Origin of the sequence: Holdemania sp. 1001302B_160321_E10 (assembly GCF_015552275.1) — a bacterium.
GTDB lineage: Bacteria > Bacillota_I > Bacilli_A > Erysipelotrichales > Erysipelotrichaceae > Holdemania.
The window spans coordinates 1-20613 of record NZ_JADNEM010000026.1 but is presented as its reverse complement, the minus strand read 5'-3'; the positions used below and the strand labels follow the sequence as shown (position 1 = coordinate 20613).

General features: G+C 51.3%; 21 protein-coding genes. 1 reads left to right on the top strand and 20 read right to left on the bottom strand.

Going from position 1 to position 20613, the window contains the following annotated elements; all coding sequences use genetic code 11:
• Positions 1-687 precede the first annotated feature (687 nt).
• The 5 genes from rlmD to I2D94_RS14050 form a co-directional block, all read right to left on the bottom strand.
• Positions 688-2043, bottom strand: coding sequence for a 23S rRNA (uracil(1939)-C(5))-methyltransferase RlmD (rlmD, locus tag I2D94_RS14070; protein ID WP_195397367.1), 1356 nt, complete (start codon positions 2041-2043; stop codon positions 688-690).
• Positions 2044-2058: 15 nt separating this feature from the next.
• Positions 2059-2862, bottom strand: a complete 804-nt coding sequence (locus I2D94_RS14065; RefSeq protein WP_195397366.1) for a YihY/virulence factor BrkB family protein — start codon at positions 2860-2862, stop codon at positions 2059-2061.
• A gap of 150 nt (positions 2863-3012) precedes the next feature.
• Positions 3013-4152, bottom strand: a complete 1140-nt coding sequence (locus I2D94_RS14060) for a DHHW family protein (protein WP_195397365.1) — start codon at positions 4150-4152, stop codon at positions 3013-3015.
• Between the two features lie 16 nt (positions 4153-4168).
• Entirely contained in the window at positions 4169-5566 is a 1398-nt protein-coding gene (locus tag I2D94_RS14055) for an MBOAT family protein (RefSeq protein WP_195397364.1), read from the bottom strand.
• Between the two features lies 1 nt (position 5567).
• Positions 5568-6113 (bottom strand): DUF4358 domain-containing protein, encoded by a 546-nt coding sequence (locus I2D94_RS14050; protein WP_195397363.1) that lies wholly within the window; start codon positions 6111-6113, stop codon positions 5568-5570.
• A gap of 311 nt (positions 6114-6424) precedes the next feature.
• On the opposite strand from I2D94_RS14050, the gene I2D94_RS14045 reads away from it, so the two are divergent.
• Positions 6425-6994, top strand: a complete 570-nt coding sequence (locus I2D94_RS14045; protein WP_195397362.1) for a hypothetical protein — start codon at positions 6425-6427, stop codon at positions 6992-6994.
• A gap of 123 nt (positions 6995-7117) precedes the next feature.
• Here the strand turns inward: I2D94_RS14045 and I2D94_RS14040 are convergent, their stop codons facing one another.
• The 15 genes from I2D94_RS14040 to I2D94_RS13970 all read right to left on the bottom strand — a co-directional run bounded on the left by I2D94_RS14040 (position 7118) and on the right by I2D94_RS13970 (position 20341).
• The gene (locus I2D94_RS14040) at positions 7118-7510 is read right to left on the bottom strand and encodes an Inorganic pyrophosphatase (RefSeq protein WP_072684586.1); all 393 of its coding nucleotides are present in this window, start codon (positions 7508-7510) and stop codon (positions 7118-7120) included.
• A gap of 126 nt (positions 7511-7636) precedes the next feature.
• Positions 7637-8659 carry an alpha-hydroxy-acid oxidizing protein gene (locus I2D94_RS14035; protein ID WP_195397361.1) on the bottom strand — a complete coding sequence of 341 codons (1023 nt, stop codon included), beginning with the start codon at positions 8657-8659 and terminating at the stop codon, positions 7637-7639.
• Positions 8660-8844: 185 nt separating this feature from the next.
• A complete protein-coding gene (locus tag I2D94_RS14030; protein ID WP_195397360.1) occupies positions 8845-9660 on the bottom strand; it encodes an HAD hydrolase family protein in 816 nt (271 codons plus the stop codon).
• Between the two features lie 77 nt (positions 9661-9737).
• On the bottom strand, positions 9738-10937 hold the full coding sequence (locus I2D94_RS14025) for a helix-turn-helix domain-containing protein (RefSeq protein WP_195397359.1): 1200 nt from the start codon (positions 10935-10937) through the stop codon (positions 9738-9740).
• An 82-nt stretch (positions 10938-11019) separates the two neighbouring features.
• On the bottom strand, positions 11020-11583 hold the full coding sequence (locus I2D94_RS14020) for a 3'-5' exonuclease (protein ID WP_072684582.1): 564 nt from the start codon (positions 11581-11583) through the stop codon (positions 11020-11022).
• Positions 11583-11933: a helix-turn-helix transcriptional regulator gene (locus I2D94_RS14015; protein ID WP_229056891.1), complete on the bottom strand. Its 351-nt coding sequence runs from the start codon at positions 11931-11933 to the stop codon at positions 11583-11585. The genes I2D94_RS14020 and I2D94_RS14015 overlap by 1 nt, the downstream gene beginning before the upstream one ends.
• 356 nt (positions 11934-12289) lie before the next feature.
• Positions 12290-12661: a VOC family protein gene (locus tag I2D94_RS14010; RefSeq protein WP_072684580.1), complete on the bottom strand. Its 372-nt coding sequence runs from the start codon at positions 12659-12661 to the stop codon at positions 12290-12292.
• On the bottom strand, positions 12658-13143 hold the full coding sequence (locus tag I2D94_RS14005; RefSeq protein ID WP_072684579.1) for a hypothetical protein: 486 nt from the start codon (positions 13141-13143) through the stop codon (positions 12658-12660). The genes I2D94_RS14010 and I2D94_RS14005 overlap by 4 nt, the downstream gene beginning before the upstream one ends.
• 75 nt (positions 13144-13218) lie before the next feature.
• Positions 13219-14280 carry a serine hydrolase gene (locus tag I2D94_RS14000; protein WP_195397357.1) on the bottom strand — a complete coding sequence of 354 codons (1062 nt, stop codon included), beginning with the start codon at positions 14278-14280 and terminating at the stop codon, positions 13219-13221.
• Between the two features lie 3 nt (positions 14281-14283).
• On the bottom strand, positions 14284-15432 hold the full coding sequence (gene hflX, locus I2D94_RS13995; RefSeq protein ID WP_195397356.1) for a GTPase HflX: 1149 nt from the start codon (positions 15430-15432) through the stop codon (positions 14284-14286).
• A gap of 178 nt (positions 15433-15610) precedes the next feature.
• On the bottom strand, positions 15611-16561 hold the full coding sequence (locus I2D94_RS13990) for an L-lactate dehydrogenase (protein ID WP_195397355.1): 951 nt from the start codon (positions 16559-16561) through the stop codon (positions 15611-15613).
• Between the two features lie 375 nt (positions 16562-16936).
• Positions 16937-17857: a YgcG family protein gene (locus I2D94_RS13985; RefSeq protein ID WP_195397354.1), complete on the bottom strand. Its 921-nt coding sequence runs from the start codon at positions 17855-17857 to the stop codon at positions 16937-16939.
• 3 nt (positions 17858-17860) lie between these two features.
• Positions 17861-18412: a hypothetical protein gene (locus I2D94_RS13980; protein WP_195397353.1), complete on the bottom strand. Its 552-nt coding sequence runs from the start codon at positions 18410-18412 to the stop codon at positions 17861-17863.
• Positions 18409-19065 (bottom strand): 5-bromo-4-chloroindolyl phosphate hydrolysis family protein, encoded by a 657-nt coding sequence (locus I2D94_RS13975; RefSeq protein ID WP_195397352.1) that lies wholly within the window; start codon positions 19063-19065, stop codon positions 18409-18411. Before I2D94_RS13975 ends, I2D94_RS13980 begins: the two co-directional genes overlap by 4 nt.
• 289 nt (positions 19066-19354) lie before the next feature.
• Entirely contained in the window at positions 19355-20341 is a 987-nt protein-coding gene (locus I2D94_RS13970) for a Gfo/Idh/MocA family protein (RefSeq protein ID WP_195397351.1), read from the bottom strand.
• Positions 20342-20613 lie beyond the last annotated feature (272 nt).

Below are 20613 nucleotides of genomic sequence, written 5' to 3'. Positions count from 1 at the left end.
TTCTAACAAAAGGAATGGCATAAAAATAAGAAATAACGATCATCCCGATTAGGGATCGTTATTGTTTCTCACTTCCAAACTTCCGGTATTTGTAAAACATTATAATCCTGATCAATTCCAGTTTGGAGTTTGGATTCACTCTTCATTGATGCAGCCTGCTTTGTTAACGCCATCCCAAAACGATTAATCCTGCCTCATTTCTCCAGTCTCGAATTACTCCGTTAGAATCTGGATTATGCCCATCTTCCCAAGCTTGCAAAAATCTCAATCTTCTGCAATTTTTGTCCGTAAAAATAAATTCATCTTTAAAATTTATTACGTAAATGTCTATATCCATTCTTTTGCCGTGTCTTGTTTCTTTTATTGGCTTTTTCGATGTGAGTACACGATCCTTCGTTTTATCTTAGAACATCGATTCATCATTGTATGTTTTTAACCGTTGATATGTTTTCTAACAGACTTATACCGCATCTCTTCAGCAAAAAAAATTCATGCTTCCACTCTTGAAAAGTCCTTATTAAGCCTTTTTCCGTATTTCCACTTCTGTATTTTTAACATAAGACAACGCACATAATGTGGCTTGAGAGTGTGATCGGGATTTCAAAAGGCTTATTTCATTTTAATCTTCGCTATAAATTCTTACTCAATTACTTTCCACTAACCAGTCTTGCCACAGCATCTTATGGCCTAACCTCTCAATTTCTTCTTACTGCCACAATATGTCATCTTAATCACGGTCTCCACATGCGGTGTATTGGGAAACATGTCAAACGGAATCACGGTTTTCACTTCATACAAATCCATCAATTCCTTCAAGTTTTTCCCCAGCGTCGCCGGGTTGCAGGAAATATACACAATCTGCTTCGGCTGACACTGCCGCAAACTTTCGATCATCGCGCCGTCCAGTCCCGTCCGCGGCGGATCGACGACAACTGCGTCAATTTTCGTCCGGCGGATCAGCTTCTTCATTTCCTTCGCCGCATCGCCGCATACAAACCGCACGTTCTCCGCCTGATTCAGCCGGGCGTTTTCCTTCGCGTTTTCCACCGCTTCGGGAACGAACTCGATTCCGATGATCGTTTTCGCCTTCTCTTTCAGCATCAGTGAAATACCGCCGACGCCGCTGTAAGCCTCGACTAACGTATCGCACGGTTCGATCAACGACGCGACCATCCGCATCATCTGCAATGCCTGCGGCCGATTCAGCTGGAAAAACGAAGCGCAGGAAAGCGACAGCCGCACATCGCCGAACTGCACCGGCAGCCGGTCTTCCCCTGCCAGCAGCGACCACCGATTGGAAAATAACTGGCGTGTCCGTTTATCCGGATTGATATTCTGCATGATGCAGGTTATCCCCTCAATCGCCTTGAGCTTTTCTATGAACTCCTTAGGCAGGGAATCCTCCCCACTCACCAGCACGCACTGGTACTGCCCGTCAAATCCCCGCAATACCAACGTGCGCAATCCTGTTCCCCTTTTTGGATCATACGCCTTGAGCCGGAACTGATTGGCCAACGCCAGAACCTGCTTGCGCAACGCTTCCAGATCCGGGTCATGAATGAGACAATGAGCGATCGGCATCACGCGGTTGCTTCCTTCTTCAAACAGACCGTTCACCAGTCTGCCCCGTTCTTCCCGGATCGGCAGCTTGCACTGATTGCGGTAGCCCAATCTTGACGGACTGGCGATGACCGGCTGCACCTTACCGCGGGGAAGGCCGGCATACTTGATCAGCGCTTCCTGCACCAGCTCCCGCTTTACCTGCAGCTGGGGTTCCGGTTTCAGAATCATGAATGGACATCCCGAACAGCGCCCCTGCACCGGACACTGCGGTTTTACCCGCTGCGGACTATCATTCAGTCTTTTGACAACCTGTCCTTTCGCATACCGCGGCTGCGAGTCGAGGAGAACAATCTCGGCCGCCTCCCCCGGCAGCAGCTGATCGACGAACACCGGCTTTCCTTCCAGATAAGCGATCCCCTCGCCGTTGATCCCGATCTTTTTCGCCGTCACCGTCACGGTGCGGTCTCGATGCTTCTCCATAATGATAGCCTCCCTCTATTTTAATAATGAAAACGGAAATATCTTTTCCAGAATTTTAACCGCTGTCACATAATGCTTCAGCGGCTGAACCATATCTTTTTCCACAAACACCTGATTGACGCAGAACCCCAGATAGATGATCGAGGCGATGATATAGACGCTCAGAAACAAAATCACCATGGACGACAACGGGCCGTAAATTGATTCGTAATGGGTGAAATGATTGATGACAAAAAAGAAAAACGTACCCAACACCGACATGCAGACCGTCGTAAACAAAGCTCCCGGGGCCACCGCGCGCCATTGGTAATTACGAAACGACAACAGCCGGTAAAAGATACAGAACCCCACGAACAACACGGCAATCTGCGTCAGCAATCCGGTAAATGGAAATTGTTGGAGAACGAAGACCATCAGCCCCAGACTGGCCAGCAGCACGACGAAGTCGATCAGCGATACGCCGCGCATGAACCACTGCGGCAGCGCCACTTCATCCAGATGAGCGGAAATCATCAGGAAGGAATAAATCGCCCGCGACGCCACCCACAAAGAAACGACGATAAAGAAGATCAGCGGAATCAGTTCCACCGGCGAATTGCCTAAGAAAAAATCAATGAACGGACTCAGCAGATCCTGCGGGATATACTGCTCCGCAAAATCAAGAATATTTGCCAGACCCTCGGGCGAACGACGGAAAAACACGACCAGCAGCGCTGTCAGCGGCGCGAGCGCCAATAACAGCGAATACGACAGCGCGTAAACGAATGTCGTGCCGTCATACGAAGTAAACATGTCATAAACCTGCAGGATCTTTTTCATCGCGTTCTCCTTTATCCGATCTTCCCTCTATTTTACCATCGCCGCCGTCAAACGAACAGCCATTTCCCTGAAAAGAAAGCCAGACTCCAAATGGGCCTGACTCCCTTTCGTATGCTTCTTGATTCCCCATGTCTCACAGGGCAAGTTTGCCTATTTCAACAGACTTAAATTGGTATCCGTACAGAAGTTATCCACACTGTAAAGAATCAGGATCCGGTCAGCCCCCATCTGCCCCGCCAGCTGCGACATCGGCATCCGGTAGTAACGTAGATCGGCCATCGTGATCTGACTGAAATGCGGCGCCAGATATGGCGTCAGCACATGCGCGTAGGAATCCTTGATCACGAGCAATTTCTCTGCGGATGCGCTCGAGGTTGTGATTTCAACTAAAGCGTGGTTGCCGTCAAGATAGGTCATGTACTTGTCTTTTTCATCCAACCGTTGATCGCTGAACAGCGAAGTCTGCGCTTCGCCGCTTTGATCATAAACGACCTGCACGTCGAAAGGAAAAGTATAGGTCCACGTCCAGATTGGATCGCCCGGATGCCAGAATGCGCCGGAGCGGGAATACTGCGTCCCCTTGAACCCCTCGGCCGCTCGCTGATAGATGAAGTCTTCGCCGGGCTTCAGCGGTTCTTCATTCCAGGCCGTCATCAATGCTTCATAGCCCGCCCAGGCCCCCTGCGCCGTCCAGTGATGGTCGGTTTTAAAATACAAGGTTTCATCCGCATTCAGCTGTGTTTTCCTGGCTTGCAGCGCGGCGCGGACATCGACAATTTGAACGCCCGTCAGCTGACTTTCCAGCGTGTCGATCAACACGTCCTGATCGGTATTGTACGCTCCCGGCGGCAGATTCTCCTTTTCCATCAGTGCCGCGGTCGGCACCAGCATGACGCTGACCGGAATCTCCGACTGCGCGGCAAAGGCGTTGATCTTGGCGATGTTCTTCGCACTTTGCGTCCTGTCCACAACATCCACCTGACCGATCAGCCAGTCCTCGCGTCCGAAATAAACATTCTGATTTTCAATTTTGCCCAGTGCGCGCTCCCCTGCCGCTTTCACGCCGATCCACAGATCCCGGGCGATAAACTGATCCGTAAACCACTCCTCCAGATCCGTTGTGTAATCATCAAAGAAAAACCGTTTCCAGCTGAACTCGGGAAACTGCGCCAGCACCCGGTTTTCCGCGTCCGAGAAGGTCCGCTGGGGAGAAAACAGATTTAAAATTGTGAAACAGCCCAGAAAACCGCAGAAAATAACGATCATCGCTGTCCGTGTTCCTTTTTTCATTACTGCTTTCTCCTTTCTAAAACCGGAAATATAAGAACGGATTGTACGAAGCGTCGACCAGATACGCCGTGCAGAGAATTAATCCCGCCCCGATCAACAGCGGCATCACGCCTTCCCAGCGGCGACCGCGGATCTTCGTTTCGTAAAGCTGATGACCCAGCGGCGTGCTGGCCAGGATCATGATGATCAAAAGCAAACCGTAGTCCCGCAGATAGAACAACGTCCGGGCGTTGATCAGACTCACCGATCCCCAGCCGAACATCATCTTCAGATAGGCTAACCCGGCATCCAGATCGGTAAAGGCGAACAGCACCCAGCCAAGCAGAATCAGCACCAGCGCGTAGCCATGCTGAAGCACTCCCGGCAGCCGTTCCAGAACCGGCTTGAGAAGAAATTTCTCCAGAATCAGGATCACGCCGAAGTAGATTCCCCAAAGCATGAAATTCCAGCTTGCACCATGCCAGAAACCCGTCAGCAGCCAGACGATCATCAGGTTGCGGATCTGCTTTCCCCGGCCGTGCCGGCTGCCGCCTAAAGGGATATAAACATAATCGCGGAACCACGTGCTTAACGATATATGCCAGCGCCGCCAGAATTCTGTGATCGAACGGGAGATATATGGGTAGTTGAAGTTTTCCAGAAATTCAAAGCCTAGCATTTTGCCCAGGCCGATCGCCATGTCGCTGTAACCGCTGAAATCAAAATAGATCTGGAAGGCGAACGCGATGATGCCCAACCAGGCCCCGGCCACACTCATCTCACTGGCCGGCAGTGCGGAGATCGTATCCCACAGCGCGCCGATGGAATTGGCGAACAGCACTTTTTTGGCCAGACCCGCGACAAACCGCTGTACGCCCAAGGCAAATTGATCCGCCGTTTCCTGACGGTGATCCAGCTGTTCAGCGATATCCTTGTAGCGCACGATCGGCCCGGCGATTAACTGCGGAAACAGCGTCACGTAAGCGCCGAAGGAAACGACGCTCTTTTGGACCGGCGCCTGCCTGCGGTACACGTCGATCGGATAGGACATCGTCTGGAAGGTATAGAAGGAAATGCCTACGGGGAGGGATAAGTGCAGCGGACTGAGCGGCAAGCCCAGCGCCTGCAGATTGAGAATGAAAAAATCAGCATATTTGAAAAAGCCTAACAGACTTAAATTAAAGATGACCGAGAACCAGACAAACCGCTTCGCTTTTTTCCGGTCGTCGCGATACTTATCCACCATCCGGCCGTTGTAATAGTCGACAAAGGTGGAGATCAGCATGATTACGATGTAAACTGGTTCCGACCAACCGTAAAAAATCAATGAAACGAGAAAAAGACAAAAATTCCTGGCATGCAGCGGCGCCAATTTAAGCACCGCCAGCACGACAGGAAGATAACCAAATAGAAATGGCAGACTGCTGAAAACCATGTTACTGCGCGGCCGCGTTCAGGCTGTCGGAAATCTCCTGCAGAATCGCGTCGGCCTGATCGGCGATGACGATCGCGATCACGTTGCCTTCCTCCAGCGTCTTGCGGTTTTTAACCAGCTCATACTGTTCCGGAAGATAGGTCGACCAGGTTTGTTCCACAGTTTCCATTCGTTTGTCCAGCGCTTTCCTGACTTCGTCCAGCTTGCCGTCCTGCGCCTCGACCAGAATGATTTCCGTCGCATGCACGTTCATCGCCGGCATGAAAATCGCGTAATCCTTAACCAGATCGCTCGACAAGCCATACATATCGACTAAGACCGTATCATCGACGTCCATCGACATCGGCAGCTGATATTCGTCGTTGCGGCGAATCGCATCCATAATGCCTTTTAACCCTTCCACGGTTTCCGGCGAAGCACTTGGCGTCATCGTCGGTTCAGCCGACGGCGTCGCGCTCGGCGTTGGCGACGGCTGCGGATTCTTTTTCGAACATCCCGTCAGCATCAAACAGCCGACGGCTACACAAGCTATGATTAATTTTTTCATTTTCAAATCCCTCCGTGGCATTAGCATGCCCCTTGTTGATCGCAGGTATACCCCGGATCGTATGAGAATTATATCAAAAGCCTGTTTAAAAAACTATCCCCTGTTTCTTTCGATTTCTTGACTTTTTCCTAACCCCTTTCGTTTCATTGCTTTTTCATTTCTTCCCCTTCCCTTTTTTCACCAGCCCTCTTGCGATCAGACCAAAAAGCATCCCCATCCTGGCCTTCCCTTTTCCACAGCGATGAAATCTGACGCCGCAGGCTATTTTAGCGTGCTGAAAAATGATAAACTGAATACAGGGTGGGATGAAGATGAAAAAACGAATACAAAAAGCTGTCGGGAAAACGCTGCCGTTCCTTGCGTTATCCCTGTTTCTGGTCTTTCTGTTGTCCTGGACCTTTGTGCCTTATACTCGCGAAAATGTTGCCAGGCATGATTTCACCGGCTATACCGCAGGAATCAAAAACAACGCCCTGCAGCAGGAATATCCCGACGATTTTTTACATCTTGTCTGGCAGCCCACGGATGAGGAAACCGCTGAGATTCTGGCTTTCCTGCGCCAGCTCCGACCGGTGCAGACGGATGATTTCAATCAAAGCGCGGGTCTTTATGTCCCAACGAGTCTGGATCCGGAAGGCGTCATTCTCTTCAATGGCCAACAGCTCTACCGACTATGTGAAGCCGGGAAAACATACAAGCATCAGCCGCTTTTGATCATCTATAAATTCTCGATCAAAGATCAGACGTTAAACTTCAAAGAATCAGTTTATTATGCCAGCAGTCAGGACGTCGGCGTTTTCATGGACAAGCTGGCTGACATCCGCGGTTCATCGGCGGATTATCCTTATTCACCCGCAACCCGGTTTCCTGTCGGCGGTTAGTTCCTTTAGCCAATCCGCCGGCATTCTGCTTCACTTTGTTTCTTTCGCGTCCGCTTCCGGGCGTTTTTTGATTTCCTTTTCGGGCAAAAAGAAAAACAGCGACCGCTGTCCTCTTTTCATTCATTAATCAGTTAAGCCCCATTCCGGGATTTCGTTGCCGCGGCGAATTAGAATCGTTTTCTGGAAATCCGTCTGATTCAGAAACCGCAGGATCAGATCTTCTTCCGCTTTTGTGCAGCCGACCAACAGCTTTACCTCAATTTCCTTCTGCAGGATATCCGCAGCCACGACCGCGGTTTTGACCATGGAGGATTTTTCGCTGCCGCGGTACACTGCAATTCCCCCTTCGTTCGATTCGGCCGCCAGATCGACGTAATGACCGTAGTCCACCGGATAGATCAAATTCTTATATTCCGGATGCTGTTCTCCTTTTTTCCGACTTAAAACGAATTTACTGGAAAATACGAGAGTATCTATCTTCTGCCAAAAGAACGCATTGTTTTCATAATTGTCCATTGATAAATCTCCTATCTCTTTAGTATTATATCGAAAATGAAAAGACTTGTAAATCATTAATCATTCTTTACAAGTCAGTTTGAGGCTTTTTTACAGCCTTTTATGAAAATTATTTAATGGGTTTTCTTAATCAACATGGACATGACTGCGGGTAATCTCGGCAATCGTGCTGCATCCCGACATGATCATCGTTTCGCGCAGCTCGCTGCGGATCTTCTCCAACGTTAATCGTACGCCTTCTTTACCACCGCCAACGGCGGCCAAGGCCAGCGGCCGGCCGATCAGCACGCCATCTGCCCCCAGGGCCAGCGCTTTAAACACATCCAATCCCGTCCGGAAACCGCCGTCGACCAGAATCGTGATCTGACCCTTAACCGCAGCCGCAATTTCAGGCAGGACTTCAATCGTCGCTAACGCGTCGTCCAACACCCGTCCGCCATGATTGCTGACAACGATCGCATCCGCTCCGGCTTCGACACACTTGCGCGCCCCTTCCACAGTCAGCACGCCCTTGACGATCAGCGGAATGCCGCCCGCCATTTCCTTCATTTTCTTCAAGTCCGCCACGCTCTTGTTGACCACCGGCGTCGTTCCTTTGCGCAGCAGCACCAAACCGGCCGCGTCGACATCGGTCGCTAACGCGAAGACCTGATGTCCCTTGAACCGCTCGATCCGCGCCTGCACGCCTTCCTCGCACCATGGCTTGATTGTCGGGATGCCCATGCCGTCGTGATCCAGCACCGCCTGCAGCGGCTTGGCGAACAGATTGTCGATGTCGATGCCATCGCCAGTAAAGGCCAGCGTTCCCGCTTCCAGACACCCTTCGACCGTCGCTTTGTTGTATTCTTCCTCCGTCATCTCAGCGCCATAGTTATTCTTAATTCCGGCCACCGGTGCGCAATACACCGGCAGCGCCACGGTATGACCGAACAACGTTGACGTCGTGTCAATTTCTTTGTTTTCCACTAACACGTCCATCTGAATCCGGACGGATTTTAACTTTTCCACATTGCGGATAAACGTGCTTCCGCTGCCTTTCCCGCCCAGGCCCGGGATTTCCCCCTTGCAGGCCAGGCCATTGCATACCGGACAAACCCGGCACTTCGGCGATTTTTTCTTTGCTTCCTGAATGATTTCTTCTAAGGTCATTTCTGCCAACCCCTTTCCCTGTTCTTCATTATAAGAGTCCGGCGGGATGAAGACAAGCGATATTTGACAGAATTCGCGCCTGCAGCGGCAATGTCCTGTGCCGCTTACAGAATACAGAGTCAAAAACAAAGGAAGCATAATGGCAATAACGCGGAACGATTCCTTCCGCCGCCTGCAAGCCAGACTCAGAGGCGGCGCTGGTTCTCCATCCGGATCACCGCCAGCGCTTCCGCTGCCGATTCCACGGTCCAGCGGGCCTGTTTGCGGATTTCACGTTCCGCCCCAGCCATACAGAAGCTGTAAGGAAAGGTCTGGAAACACGGCAGATCGTTGCGGTCATCACCGATCACCGCTACTTCTTCCCGCCGTAAGCCCAATTCCCCGCAAGCCTCCAGAATTCCCCGGGCTTTACCCACGCCCGCGCTGACCATCATCAAGGTGCGGGCACTGGTTTCAATGACGTTAAGCCCCCGGTTCACCGCCAACACCCGCAGTCGCACAGCCTGGGCCGCCAATGCATCAGGATACACCGCCAGAATCATGGCAAGCTTTGCATCAGGGCGCTGCGGATCCCATAAACGAACTCGACGATGATCCTGAATCCAGCCCCGTGGATTTGCGCAATATTCGCGAACCAGCGGCAACTGTTCATCGTAAATGAGCCAGTCGTTGTCCGGCGTGACCATGGCCACCCGATTTTCCCGTTGGTCACCCCCTGAAATTTTCCACAGCTGACTTTCATCCTGCTTTGGTAAAAGATGCAGCCGGCGGCTGTTTCCCACCTCGATTACCGCTCCATTCCAGCCAACGACGGCGGCCCATCTTCGTAAACTGTAATTTTGAATATACCCGGCCGAACGCGAGGTCGCAATCCCCGCCAAGCCGCCGGCATCCTGCCAGCGCTGTAAAGCAAGCTCATTTTCCTCACTGATCCCTGCGGTTTTCTGGCCCTGCTTCCGCAGCAGCGTCCCGTCCAGATCAAGCATGACGCATCGAATCATTCTGTATCCCTCCCTGACCATTCGTCTGCGTTCATTATTTCAAAGTTCCGGAAGGAAAGCCAGCCGGCAGCGTCAGCTTACAGACGTGCTTGCTGAATCAGCTGACAGGCCAGATCGTGCTCTTGCAATCTGACCAATGCCTGAAACCGCAGCTGCACCAGTTTTTTCCGCAGCACTCCGGCCAGCGGATCAGGCTGTAAGCTGAGCTCCACAAGCTGCTTTGCGTCCTCATTGATCAACGCCATGAGCCAGCGCAGCGTAGCGTCTGATTGATGCTTGCGCTCAACTTCTTCCTTCATCCGTCTTAAAAAGAACAGACACGCTTCCTGTTGATGACAAAGCCAGGCGGCCACCGCGCCGGCAATCAATAACGGCGGCCGATGAATCACCGCCGCACAAGCCTGGGCATGCGCCAGCGCTGCTTCCGGCTGATCCAGAAGCAAAGCTGCCAGGGCGAGGCGTTCCTCAGCCATCAGCTGAACTTCCGGGCATTGAAATCGCTCGGCTTCCTGACGAACCCGCAGCGCCAACGTCTGCGCAGTCTCCGGTTCATCATTTAAAAACAGATCGGCCTGATGAATCCGGGTATGGATTGCCCGGACAAAATAGCCATTGCGTGAAAACTGATCCAGCGCCCGCTGATTCATCAACAGCGCGCTTTGCGGCCGCTGCAGACGCATCAGACAGTCGGCTTCATGGTAGCGGATCAACGCCTGCGCGCCTTCATCCTGCCCCAGAGCTTCAGCACGGATCAACCACGACTGCGCGGCTTCCACCTCATCCAGGGCTTTATGATGAATGCCGCGGTAAAGCCGATACCATTGTTGATCCTGAAGCGTCAGAGCTGAACCGGCCTTTTCCAGCACCTCCCGCAAGGCAAAGACTTCCCCAGTCCGGTTTTCACCCCGGCTGATCCGGACGATCCATTCCGCCAACAGCAGCTGAGCATAATGACAGCTGGCTGATAAAGTTTCGCGCTTCCTGCATAAATCTTCAAAGACCACGTCGCGCCGGTCCATTCGGTAATCCAGAATCGCCTGATAAAGCGGCGCCAGACTGAAATCCGGAAGCCAGACCAATGCCGGATCATAGGGCAGTGCCAATTCACTGAACAACTTGCGCAGCGTGTACTCTGCCGGCCGCTGCACGCCGTTTTCCACATCGCTTAAATACATGGCCGAAATTCCTGTCCGCTCAGCGAGGGAACGCAGCGACAGATTCTGGTCAAGCCGGTTTTGTCTGAGCATAAAGCCCAGCGCTTGTTTTGGATAATCCATTTATTTTTCACCTTTCTCTAAAATTCCTGCGGCAACAGATCCGGCGGTCAATGAAAAAAGTCTGTCCCCAGGCTCAGACAGACTAATCGAGAATTTTAGCAACTGGAATCTGACATGCCTCGGCCAGCTTTAGCGGCTCATAGATCTGCATCAGATTCATCGTATTCGCAACGATCAGCGCACAGCCGCGGGCGTCGCTGCCGGCGTCGTGGTGATCAAGCTGAATTCCCATATAATCGCAGACGTCGTTGAGCCGGTGATGTTTCAGATAGGGATAAACCTTACGGCTTAACTTCACCGTACAGAAATACGGTGCATCCGGCAGCTCCAGCCGGTACAGCGAACAGCAGCTGGCCAGCACCTTCATATCAAAACCGGCATTATGCGCGCACAACACGCCGCCGTCCAGCCACGGTTTCAGCTGCTCATAAACCTTAGGAAAAAAGGGAGCGTCCGCCACCTGATCAGGTGTGATGCCATGAATCTCAATAAATGAAGGATAGAACTCGTCGTAGTAAGGATGCGGCCGGATCAGCCAGCTCCCGCTGAACACCATCTCCCCCTCATCGAACACCGTCAGTCCCACAGCGCAGGCGCTCATCGACGAGGGATTCGCGGTTTCGAAGTCAATCGCTGCCCACTTCATTATTCGCGAACGTGATCCAGAGCTTTCTGGAATATTTCTTCTATGTGATCGTCATCCAGCGAGTAGTACACCACTTTGCCATCCTTGCGGCTGCGGACCAACCGCGTTTTCTTCAGCGAAGCCAGCTGATGCGATACGGCGGAATGCGTCATCTTGAGCAGCACCGCCAGATCACCCACGCACATTTCCCGTTCAAATAAGGCTTTCAGCACTTTTAAACGGGTCGGATCGGCAAACATTTTGAACAATAAAGCCAGATCCTCAAATTCAGTTTCGCTGAGCATTTTTTTCTCCACTTCCGCGACAATTTCGGGATGGACGATTTTTTCCTGCAGTTCTTCCTTCTCCATGCGCTTCACCACCATTGGAATTATTATATCACATTCCGCTTGCTTACGGGTAACTCAGGCGGTTTCCACTTCCGGATCAGCCTGAAAAGAAAAGTTCAGCGCCGTCCCGCTCTTCTGTTTCCCCCGCTTTAATCCTTTGCAATTTCAAAAATCTTTTAGCATTTCAAGCCGTTTTAAACGTTCTAAATTGTCTGGACAAAAAAGACCGCTTTCTTCGATCATCCGCTTAACGGCGCTGATGACTTTCGAAAAAACGGTCTTTCTCTCTGTGGTTTACGGCGAAGTCCAATCTTTATTCCAGAGGTTCAATCGTCCCGTGAAACAGAGTTTTCCCCACGTTGCTAAAAGAGAGACGTTTATCTTTTAGCCGGTACAATTTCGATCCAGTAGCCATCCGGATCTTCAATAAAATAAATTCCCATGCCTGGATTTTCAAAGCAGATCACGCCCATTTCCTGATGTTCACGATGGGCTTCTTCAAAGTGATCCGTTGTAAAGGCGAGGTGGAACTCCCCTTCTCCCAGATCATATTTTTCTTTTCTGTCTTTCAATTCCGTCAATTCCAACTGAAAATGACCCAGGTCATCCTCCAGATAGATCAGCTGGAAGCTGCCGTCCGCCGCCGTATGCCGGCGCGCGATGTGCAGGCCGAGCGCCTTTTCGTAAAATTCCAGCGAGCGCTGCATGTTCAGCACGTTGAAGTTAAAATGATTAAACGTAAATTTCATATTTTCTGCCGGGAACTGACAGCAGAGCGCCGGCGCCGCGCCGGCTTCAGCTGCCGTTCTTTTCCTTTCGCATAGATTTTAAAATACGGTACGATCTTATTGCGGTTAAAGCATTCAATCGTTTCCGTCTGGCCGTCGGTCAGCTGCAGCCACAGCTGATCTTCGTTGTTATGTTTCTGATATTGCCAAAGCAGAATTTCTTCCCAATAAATCAACATACATTCATCACGATTTTTCCGATTGTAAAGAACCAGAAACTCATCGGTAAACTGCATTAAAATCCGGTCCGGCATCACGATCAGGGCATACGAAGAAATCGCAAGCAGGACGACGCCCACAATCGCGATGGAAGATCCGGAAATGATGAAAACTCCGGAAACCAGCATCAACGCCAACAGGGATCCGATCGGTTTGACCTTGACTTCGTTGAGCACCTGCATCTCTTGTGGCAGATTGCGAATTTTCAGCACTTTTGATTTCACAGAAGAGCTTCCTTTCTTTTTCCAACATCCTTATTATACCGTGAATTTTTAACTCTGCGCGATTTTCACATCACATCACAAAATGTCGTCGGTCGCCTGCAGCGCCAGATTATGAATATTGTTCCGGGCAGTCAGGATTTTAGTGTTGGAACGGGACGGATGAACTCGGTTGGTCAGCGTCACGACGCCGATTCCCAATTTGAAATCGACGATGATCGAGGGGCCGGAGAATCCGGTGTGATACAGACAGGCATCGCTGGCGTAATCGCCCAACGCATAATTCGGATCGGAGAGCACCCAGCCGATTGAGCGTTTTTCGTTCAATCCCACGGTCTGGCATTTCTGAAGCAATTCTATCGTGCGTTTGCTGAAAAACCGCTTTCCCTTGTAAACGCCGTCGTTGAGCAGCATGGTGATATAATGCGAAATATCTTCCAGCGTCGAGAACACGCCCGCATGGCCGCTGACGCCGCCCAGCTTGAACGCCTTGCCGTCATGCACGACGCCCCGCACTACGCCGCCGCGGCTTTCCATCACTTCTTCCGCACAGCAGCGCAAACGCAGGGAAGCGTCCGGCCGGTAACCCGTTTCGCTCATTTCCAGCGGATCAAACATGACCTGCTTCGCATAGCCGTCCAGACTGCCCTTCAGCTTGGCGATGACTAAGCCCAGCAGAATGAAGTTGACGTCGGAATATTTCACCTGCGTTCCGGTTGGGTATTCCAGTTCCATCTTCCACACCGCTTCGATCATTTCTGCATCGTCCTTCATCTGCTTATAGCCGTTGATATCCGCCGGCAAGCCTGAACTGTGGGTAATGCAGTCCTTGATCGTCAGCTCTTTCTGGCCGAACTGCGGCAGGATGTCTGCAATCTTGGTTTTCAAAGTGATCGTGCCTTCCTCAATCAGCTTGAGAATGCAGGTCGTCGTGACGAGCACCTTGGATATCGACGCCAGATCGTAGATCGTGTCCAGACCATTCGCTTCTTTTTCCGGGACTAATTGTTTATAACCGACGCTGCATGTCCACTTGTCATCCTTCGTGATCACGGCGCAGTTGCAGCCCGGGAAGATGCCCTCTTCCACGCACTGTTGTAAATATTGTTTTAACGCTTCCAGTTTTTTTTCATTCACCATGGTTTACTCTCCTCTTTCGTCCTCATTATAGCCTACTTGCGCTGAAAATTCATCCCCTATTTCCGGGCTGAGCGACGCGCTCAGATTCAGCCGGACAAGCAGTTCGCCGATCAAGGCATCCATACCCTGACCGGTAAGACAGCTCAACAGAATGCCGTCTTGCCGTTCCCATTGCGGGATTTGATCCGCCTTGTTGTAAACTGTAAGCCGTTCGATAGACAGGGCATGCAGACGGCGCAGCGTCTGCATGACAATTTCATGCTGAATCTCCCATTGCGGATCGGAAGCGTCGATCACTTCGATTAAGAGATCTGCTTCCTGAATTTCCTGCAGCGTGGATTCAAAAGCATCAAGCAGAAAATCCGGCAGATCGCGGACAAAACCGACGGTATCACTGAGCAAAATCTCTGCCCGGCCTGCCAGCTTAATCCTTCGGGTCGCGGAATCCAGCGTCGCAAACAGCTGATCGACGGCTGTGACCTGCTTTGCCAGCGCCACAGACCGCACGGACAACAGCGCATTCATCAGCGAAGATTTCCCGGCGTTGGAATAACCGATCAAACACACCCGCGGCAAGCCGCTCAAACGGCGCCGACGGCTCTGGACAGCTTGCTGAAGCTTCAGCTGCTCCAGTTCCACGCGGATATCCCGGATTTGTTTTTCAATCGTCCGACGTGAGCGTTCCAGCCGGGTTTCGCCAGCCCCGCGGTTGCGGACGCCCCCGCCCTGCTGCTGATCGGCATGGATCTGACCTTCGATCAGGCGCGGCAGCTGATAGGCCAGCCGCGCTGCCTCCACCTGCAGATGAGCCTGGCGCGTGCGGGCACGCCGTGCAAAGATTTCCAGGATCAGCGCGCTGCGATCTATGACCGGCAAGCCGATTTCCTGTTCCAGATTCCGCGTCTGAATCCCTGTCAGTTCGTTGACAAACACTGCGCCCTCCGCGCCCTGCGCTTCGCAGCTTTGCTTCAGTTCCGCCGCTTTTCCCGAACCGATCAAGGTCCGCGGATGTCCTTTCAGCGCTTTCTGCGTCAGCCGCGCTTTGACCTCAATCCCGCAAGCCTCACAAAGCAGCGCCGCTTCATCCAGTTTCTGCGCCCAGCTTTGATCCGTTTCCCGGGTTCTCAATCCTGCCAATACCGCTGATTTCATGTCCTCCCGCCCTTCGTTTTGAGTTGATAAGTCATGCTTTTGACAGCCCTGCCCTTCCTGTTAAAATATCAAAGCCGCTGCCGTTAAAATAAGAAATATGGGCCAGTAGCTCCCATATTTTCTTTTTGCAGCTGACTTTTCCTTGTCTGAATTCACCGCCGCGCTGCGGCTTCGTTGATCAGCCCAGGATCGGCGTAATCGTCGAACTGATAATTTCTTTTAACGTTTCGCAGCTGGCATCGAATTTGCCCTGATCAACTTCGTTCAGTTTCAGCTTGATGATCGTTTCTACACCGGCACGCGTGATGATCGCCGGCACGCCGATATACAGTCCTTCCTGGCCATATTCCTGATTCTGATAACAGGAAACGGTCAGAATGACGTGCTCGTCATCCAGAATTGCCCGGACTAATCGGTTCAAAGACAGGCCGATGCCGTAATAGGTGGATTTCTTACGATTGATGATCTCGTAGGCAGCCTGCTGAACCTGATGATAGATCTCGTTGAGATCCTGCAGGTCGCGATGATTTTCATCGAGCATTTCCAGCAGATTTTTGCATCCGATGTAAGCGTGCGTCCATGGCACAAAACTGGAATCCCCATGCTCGCCCATGATATAGGCGTGGATGTTGCTTGTCGATATGCCCAGATATTCGCTCATTAAATAGCGCAGCCGGGCCGTGTCCAGAATGGTTCCGGAGCCGATGACGCGGTTTTTCGGCAGGCCGGAAACCTGCTGAGCGACATAGGTCATCAGATCGACCGGGTTGGACGCGATCAACAGAATTCCGTTGAAGCCGGAAGCCATGATGTTTTCCGTAATGCTTTTCATGATTTTCGTGTTGACCGCCGTCATATCCAGACGGGTCTGGCCAGGCCTCTGGGCTGTTCCGGCCGTGATGACGACCATTTCCGCATCCGCGCACTCTTCATAGCCGCCGGCTTTGATGACCAGCTTGTTGCGGGCATAAGGTAAGCCGTGCTGCAAATCCATGGTTTCTCCAATCGCTTTTTCCTCATCGACATCCACCAGGACAAGTTCATCAATTCCGCCTGTTGTTAGAAATGAATAAGCCATGCTCATTCCGACGAAGCCTGTGCCGACCAAGACGATTTTTCTGTCCTTCATAAGAATTCCGCTCCTTTTCCAGGGTCTTCTGCCCTTCTCTATCTTTATTGTAACAGGATTGCCGAAAATAGGGAGGACTATGCGCTGAAAATACAAAAGAATGGTTAGAAACCCGATTTTCTTCACGATTTCCAACAGCTCACGGCAATCAGAAGCGCCGGCTGTCGGAAAATCCAGATCTTTGGCATGGGACATCTCAGTTCGCGAACACCCCTGATCAAGGCCATGACGTCAAAGCAGGATCGAGAAAAGAAAGACCGCGGCGATGATCAGAAGCGGTCTTGGTTTGGCGTAAAATGAAAAAGGCAGAAGCAGTTTGATTCTTGCCTTTGCCTTAAACCTGTTAAACCGATTGTGAAACCCCTGCGATTGCTTTTACTTTCGGCGTCCCGCTCCGCCTCCGCGGCTGGCTCCGCCGCCTCCGCGATTCATGCCCCCGCCGAAAGAGCGGCCAGCGCCGGAAGACCGGGAAGCAGATCCCCCGCCGAAGGAACTGCGGGTTGAGGAATGGGAACGATACGTCGGACGCGGTTCGCGCGGACGGCGTTCCGGTCCCCAAGGATCCATCGGGCGCGGGCGCGGACCATAGTAACGCCGCGGACGCGGACGGAACACCGGACCGCCATAGTAATGACGGCGGCGCGGCGTAAATACGGACAAAACCACAATGACGATAACAAAAACGAAAATCATAAAAAAGATCGACGGAATCATGGCAAACAAGCTGAACGCGGATTGCGCAGAATGCGGCGCGCTCCCGCCTCCGCCCTGGGATTGTGAAGGATCCAATACCGGTGTTCCCGCTGTTTTTTCCAACCGCTGCGCCAGCGCCTGCACGGTTTTCAAAGCACCGCTGCTGTAATTGCCGGCCGCAAATTCCGGCTCCAGCGTGGAATCCAGAATTGTCTGAATGTCTGAAGTCGGCAATGTTTTCTCAAGCCCCTTGCCTTGCAGGCAGTAATAATCTTCTTCCCCAATCGCCAAAACCAGCAGCACACCGTTGTTATCGTCAGCACTGCCGATTTTCCAGCCATTAAACAGGTCATACGCTACATCGTCGATCGCCTCGCCATCCAGAAAATCAAACGTTGCGACAACGATCTGCGATCCATTTCGGGCTTCGAGGTTTTTATTCATGGTGCGGATTGCCTCCGCATCCTGACTGTTGATCACATTGGCATAGTCAGCAACATAGAAGTTTTCCAACGGCTGCGGTACAGTAAAGGCGCTGACGGTCCAGACGCTCACCGCGATCATTGCCAGAAAGGCGATCAGTCCCTGTGCGAGCTTTTTCATACACTATCCTCCAATTTGATAAATATCCAGAGAGCTGGCCGTCAATTTCTGTAAGAGCGACGGAAACCAGCCGGATGTATTCTGTTGCATGGCCGCCGCTTTTTCATGATAAGGATCTCGTTCAATCCGATCCTGACTGGCCAGATAATCCGCCATAAATCCAATGACGTACTGCTCATCCTTCTCCGTAAGCGGCGCTTGTAAAAGCGCGCGGGTCAGCGCCGTAAACGCCGTGTCGAGTTTTTTCTCCCACCGCTGACACTCGCTCATCGACCCGGTCTGATCCAACCCGTCGGCAGCGCTTTCCACGGCGCTGATCAGGGAAGCCTTGATTGCGGAATCATATCGGCGGGCTACCGTGACGCAATTTTGCGCGGTCTTCTGTTTTTCCTTAACGTCCTGGGCAATAGATTGTCCGTCACGATCAATCCCTTCCGTATAGATGACGTCCAGCTGCTTCTGCATGGAGCAAAACGTCAGCCGTGCTTTCCCCCAGGCGCTGCCGATCACCAGCAGAATTGCCAGAAGCAGCGCGGTTTTCTGATTCATTTTCATCGTCTGCCCTCCTTCGCGCCCGGAGATACAAGTCCCTGTTTAACCAACAGCGTTTCCAGAACGTCGCTGTCAGCCTGAATTTCCATCGACTGATGCTCATGTAGATCATCCCATTGTTTAACAAAGGCTTCTGCACAGAGCTTTACCGTTTTTTTAATATTCTCGCGGGAATGCTGGATGTTCTGCGTCTGCAGCGGATCTGCTTCCAGTTCGTCATAGTTCAGAAGCAGTTTCGTCAGCATGGGCAGATAATAATCTACAAGCCGCCGGGCCTGATCATTAAATCGCTGCTGCTGTTCCATTTCGTCTACAATCTGACGGCAGACAGAATCAATTTTATGCAGATCCTGCGTCATTGCCGGATCGTCGATCTTCGCGGATGCCTGCTGCAGACCGGTTAGCGCTGCCCGCGCGGCTTCCAGCTGCTGAAGCTGCTGCTGTTCTAACGGCGTCAACGGAATTGCCACCTCAATTTCCTGATCCGGAATTCGTTTTCGGGCGATAAAATAGGCGCCGCCGCCAGCTACCAGCGCGATCAGATAATGCCATAGCTGGATCATCGGCAGAATCAGACAGACGATCACCCACCCCAAAGCTCCGATCAAGATCGGCCAGGGCGATGGTTTCCGGATTATTTTTGTTCTTCCAGTCATCTTATACCTCCCATAGGATTTCCCTCATTTGCTTTATGCTTTCTGAATGAAACGGGCATGCGGCAGACTGAAAATACAGCCCGTTTGTTTATTCTATTCCTGAACCGAAGCCTCCATCCATTTCAAGTCCGGCTTAAAAAGAGAAGGAATCCCTTCTGGCTCACATCTGGCTTCTATTGTATCGTATTCCGACCTGTTTTTCCACAGAAAGCAGAAGGACATCTGAAAACAAAGCTTTTTTGTACGTCCGCCAAACAAAAAATCCCTGTTGCCAGGGATGAATGCAACTTTATTTCTGATCGGCAGCGAAACGGACGCCGGCTTCTAAGCGAGCTTTGTGAACCAGTTCCATAACCTGACAGGAATATTCCAGCATTCGATAACAGCCGTCATAATCCTCGTTTTCCATCATCTGTTTGAAATTCTTCACTTCAAAGTAATGGCCGCCTTGACCTTCGTTCAAGTCAATAATTTCCGGTTCCTTCGCCCCTTTCAGCCAGACTTCCGCTTTGGCGCAAATGGAAGAGGCGCTGTGAACGACGATATATCCATTGTCGCCCTGCAGCTGGCAGATATTTTCGCTGGCAGAATCCTTGCAGCCAATGCCGCAGGCCAGGAAGCCGTCATAGTCAAAGACGAGAATGCCTGAGGTATCAATACCGTTGGCCGCAATATTCGGAACATAGCGCAGCGCTTTCGGAGCGCCGAACAAGCCGATAATGAAGTGGGCGTTGTAAATATTGATATCCATCAGCGCCCCGCCGGAGAACTGCGGATTGAAAACATTCGGATTTTCATTATTCTTGAATTTGTCATATTTGCTTGAATATTGCGAAAAATTGCATTGAACCATCTTGAGCGATCCTAAATCGCCGATGCGTTCCTTAATCTTCTGATAATTCGGATTATAGGGAACCGTAATGGCCTCAAATAAGAAGCGATGATGTTTCTTCGCCGTGTCGATCAAGGTCCGGCATTCTTCAATCGTAGAAACAAACGGTTTCTCCAAAATTACGTTTTTCCCTGCCTCCAGAGCACGCATTGCCTGCGGATAATGCAGACTGTTGGGTGAAGCAATATAGATACAGTCAAGTTCTTCATCATGAAGCATCGCATCCAGATCCGTATAGACCTTCGGCATGTTGTATTTGTCAGCTAAACGTCTTCCTGTTTCTTCTTTGCGGGAGTAAACCGCCGTGCATTCCAAACCATTGTCCTGAAATGCGGTATTTAACCACTCCGTTATCATTCCTGTGCCAATCGTTCCCATTTTCATACGTTATCACCTCTGTTCCTATTGTAACAGAACAGGCTGGCTTTGTCTTGTTCAAGCAGAATAAAAGAACACAGAATTTTTTTATTTTATGAATCCTTGATTCAATATGCATGGAAATCCATTCCAGCGCTTCCGGATTTCCTCAACGGAACAAACCGCTTCCTCCCCCTTTTCGGATCAATCCAGCGAGAAACAAAAAAAGGCTCCCTGAGAAAGGGAACCGGAGAACCTGGCAACGAGCTACGTTCACTATGGCAGGCATAGCTATTCTC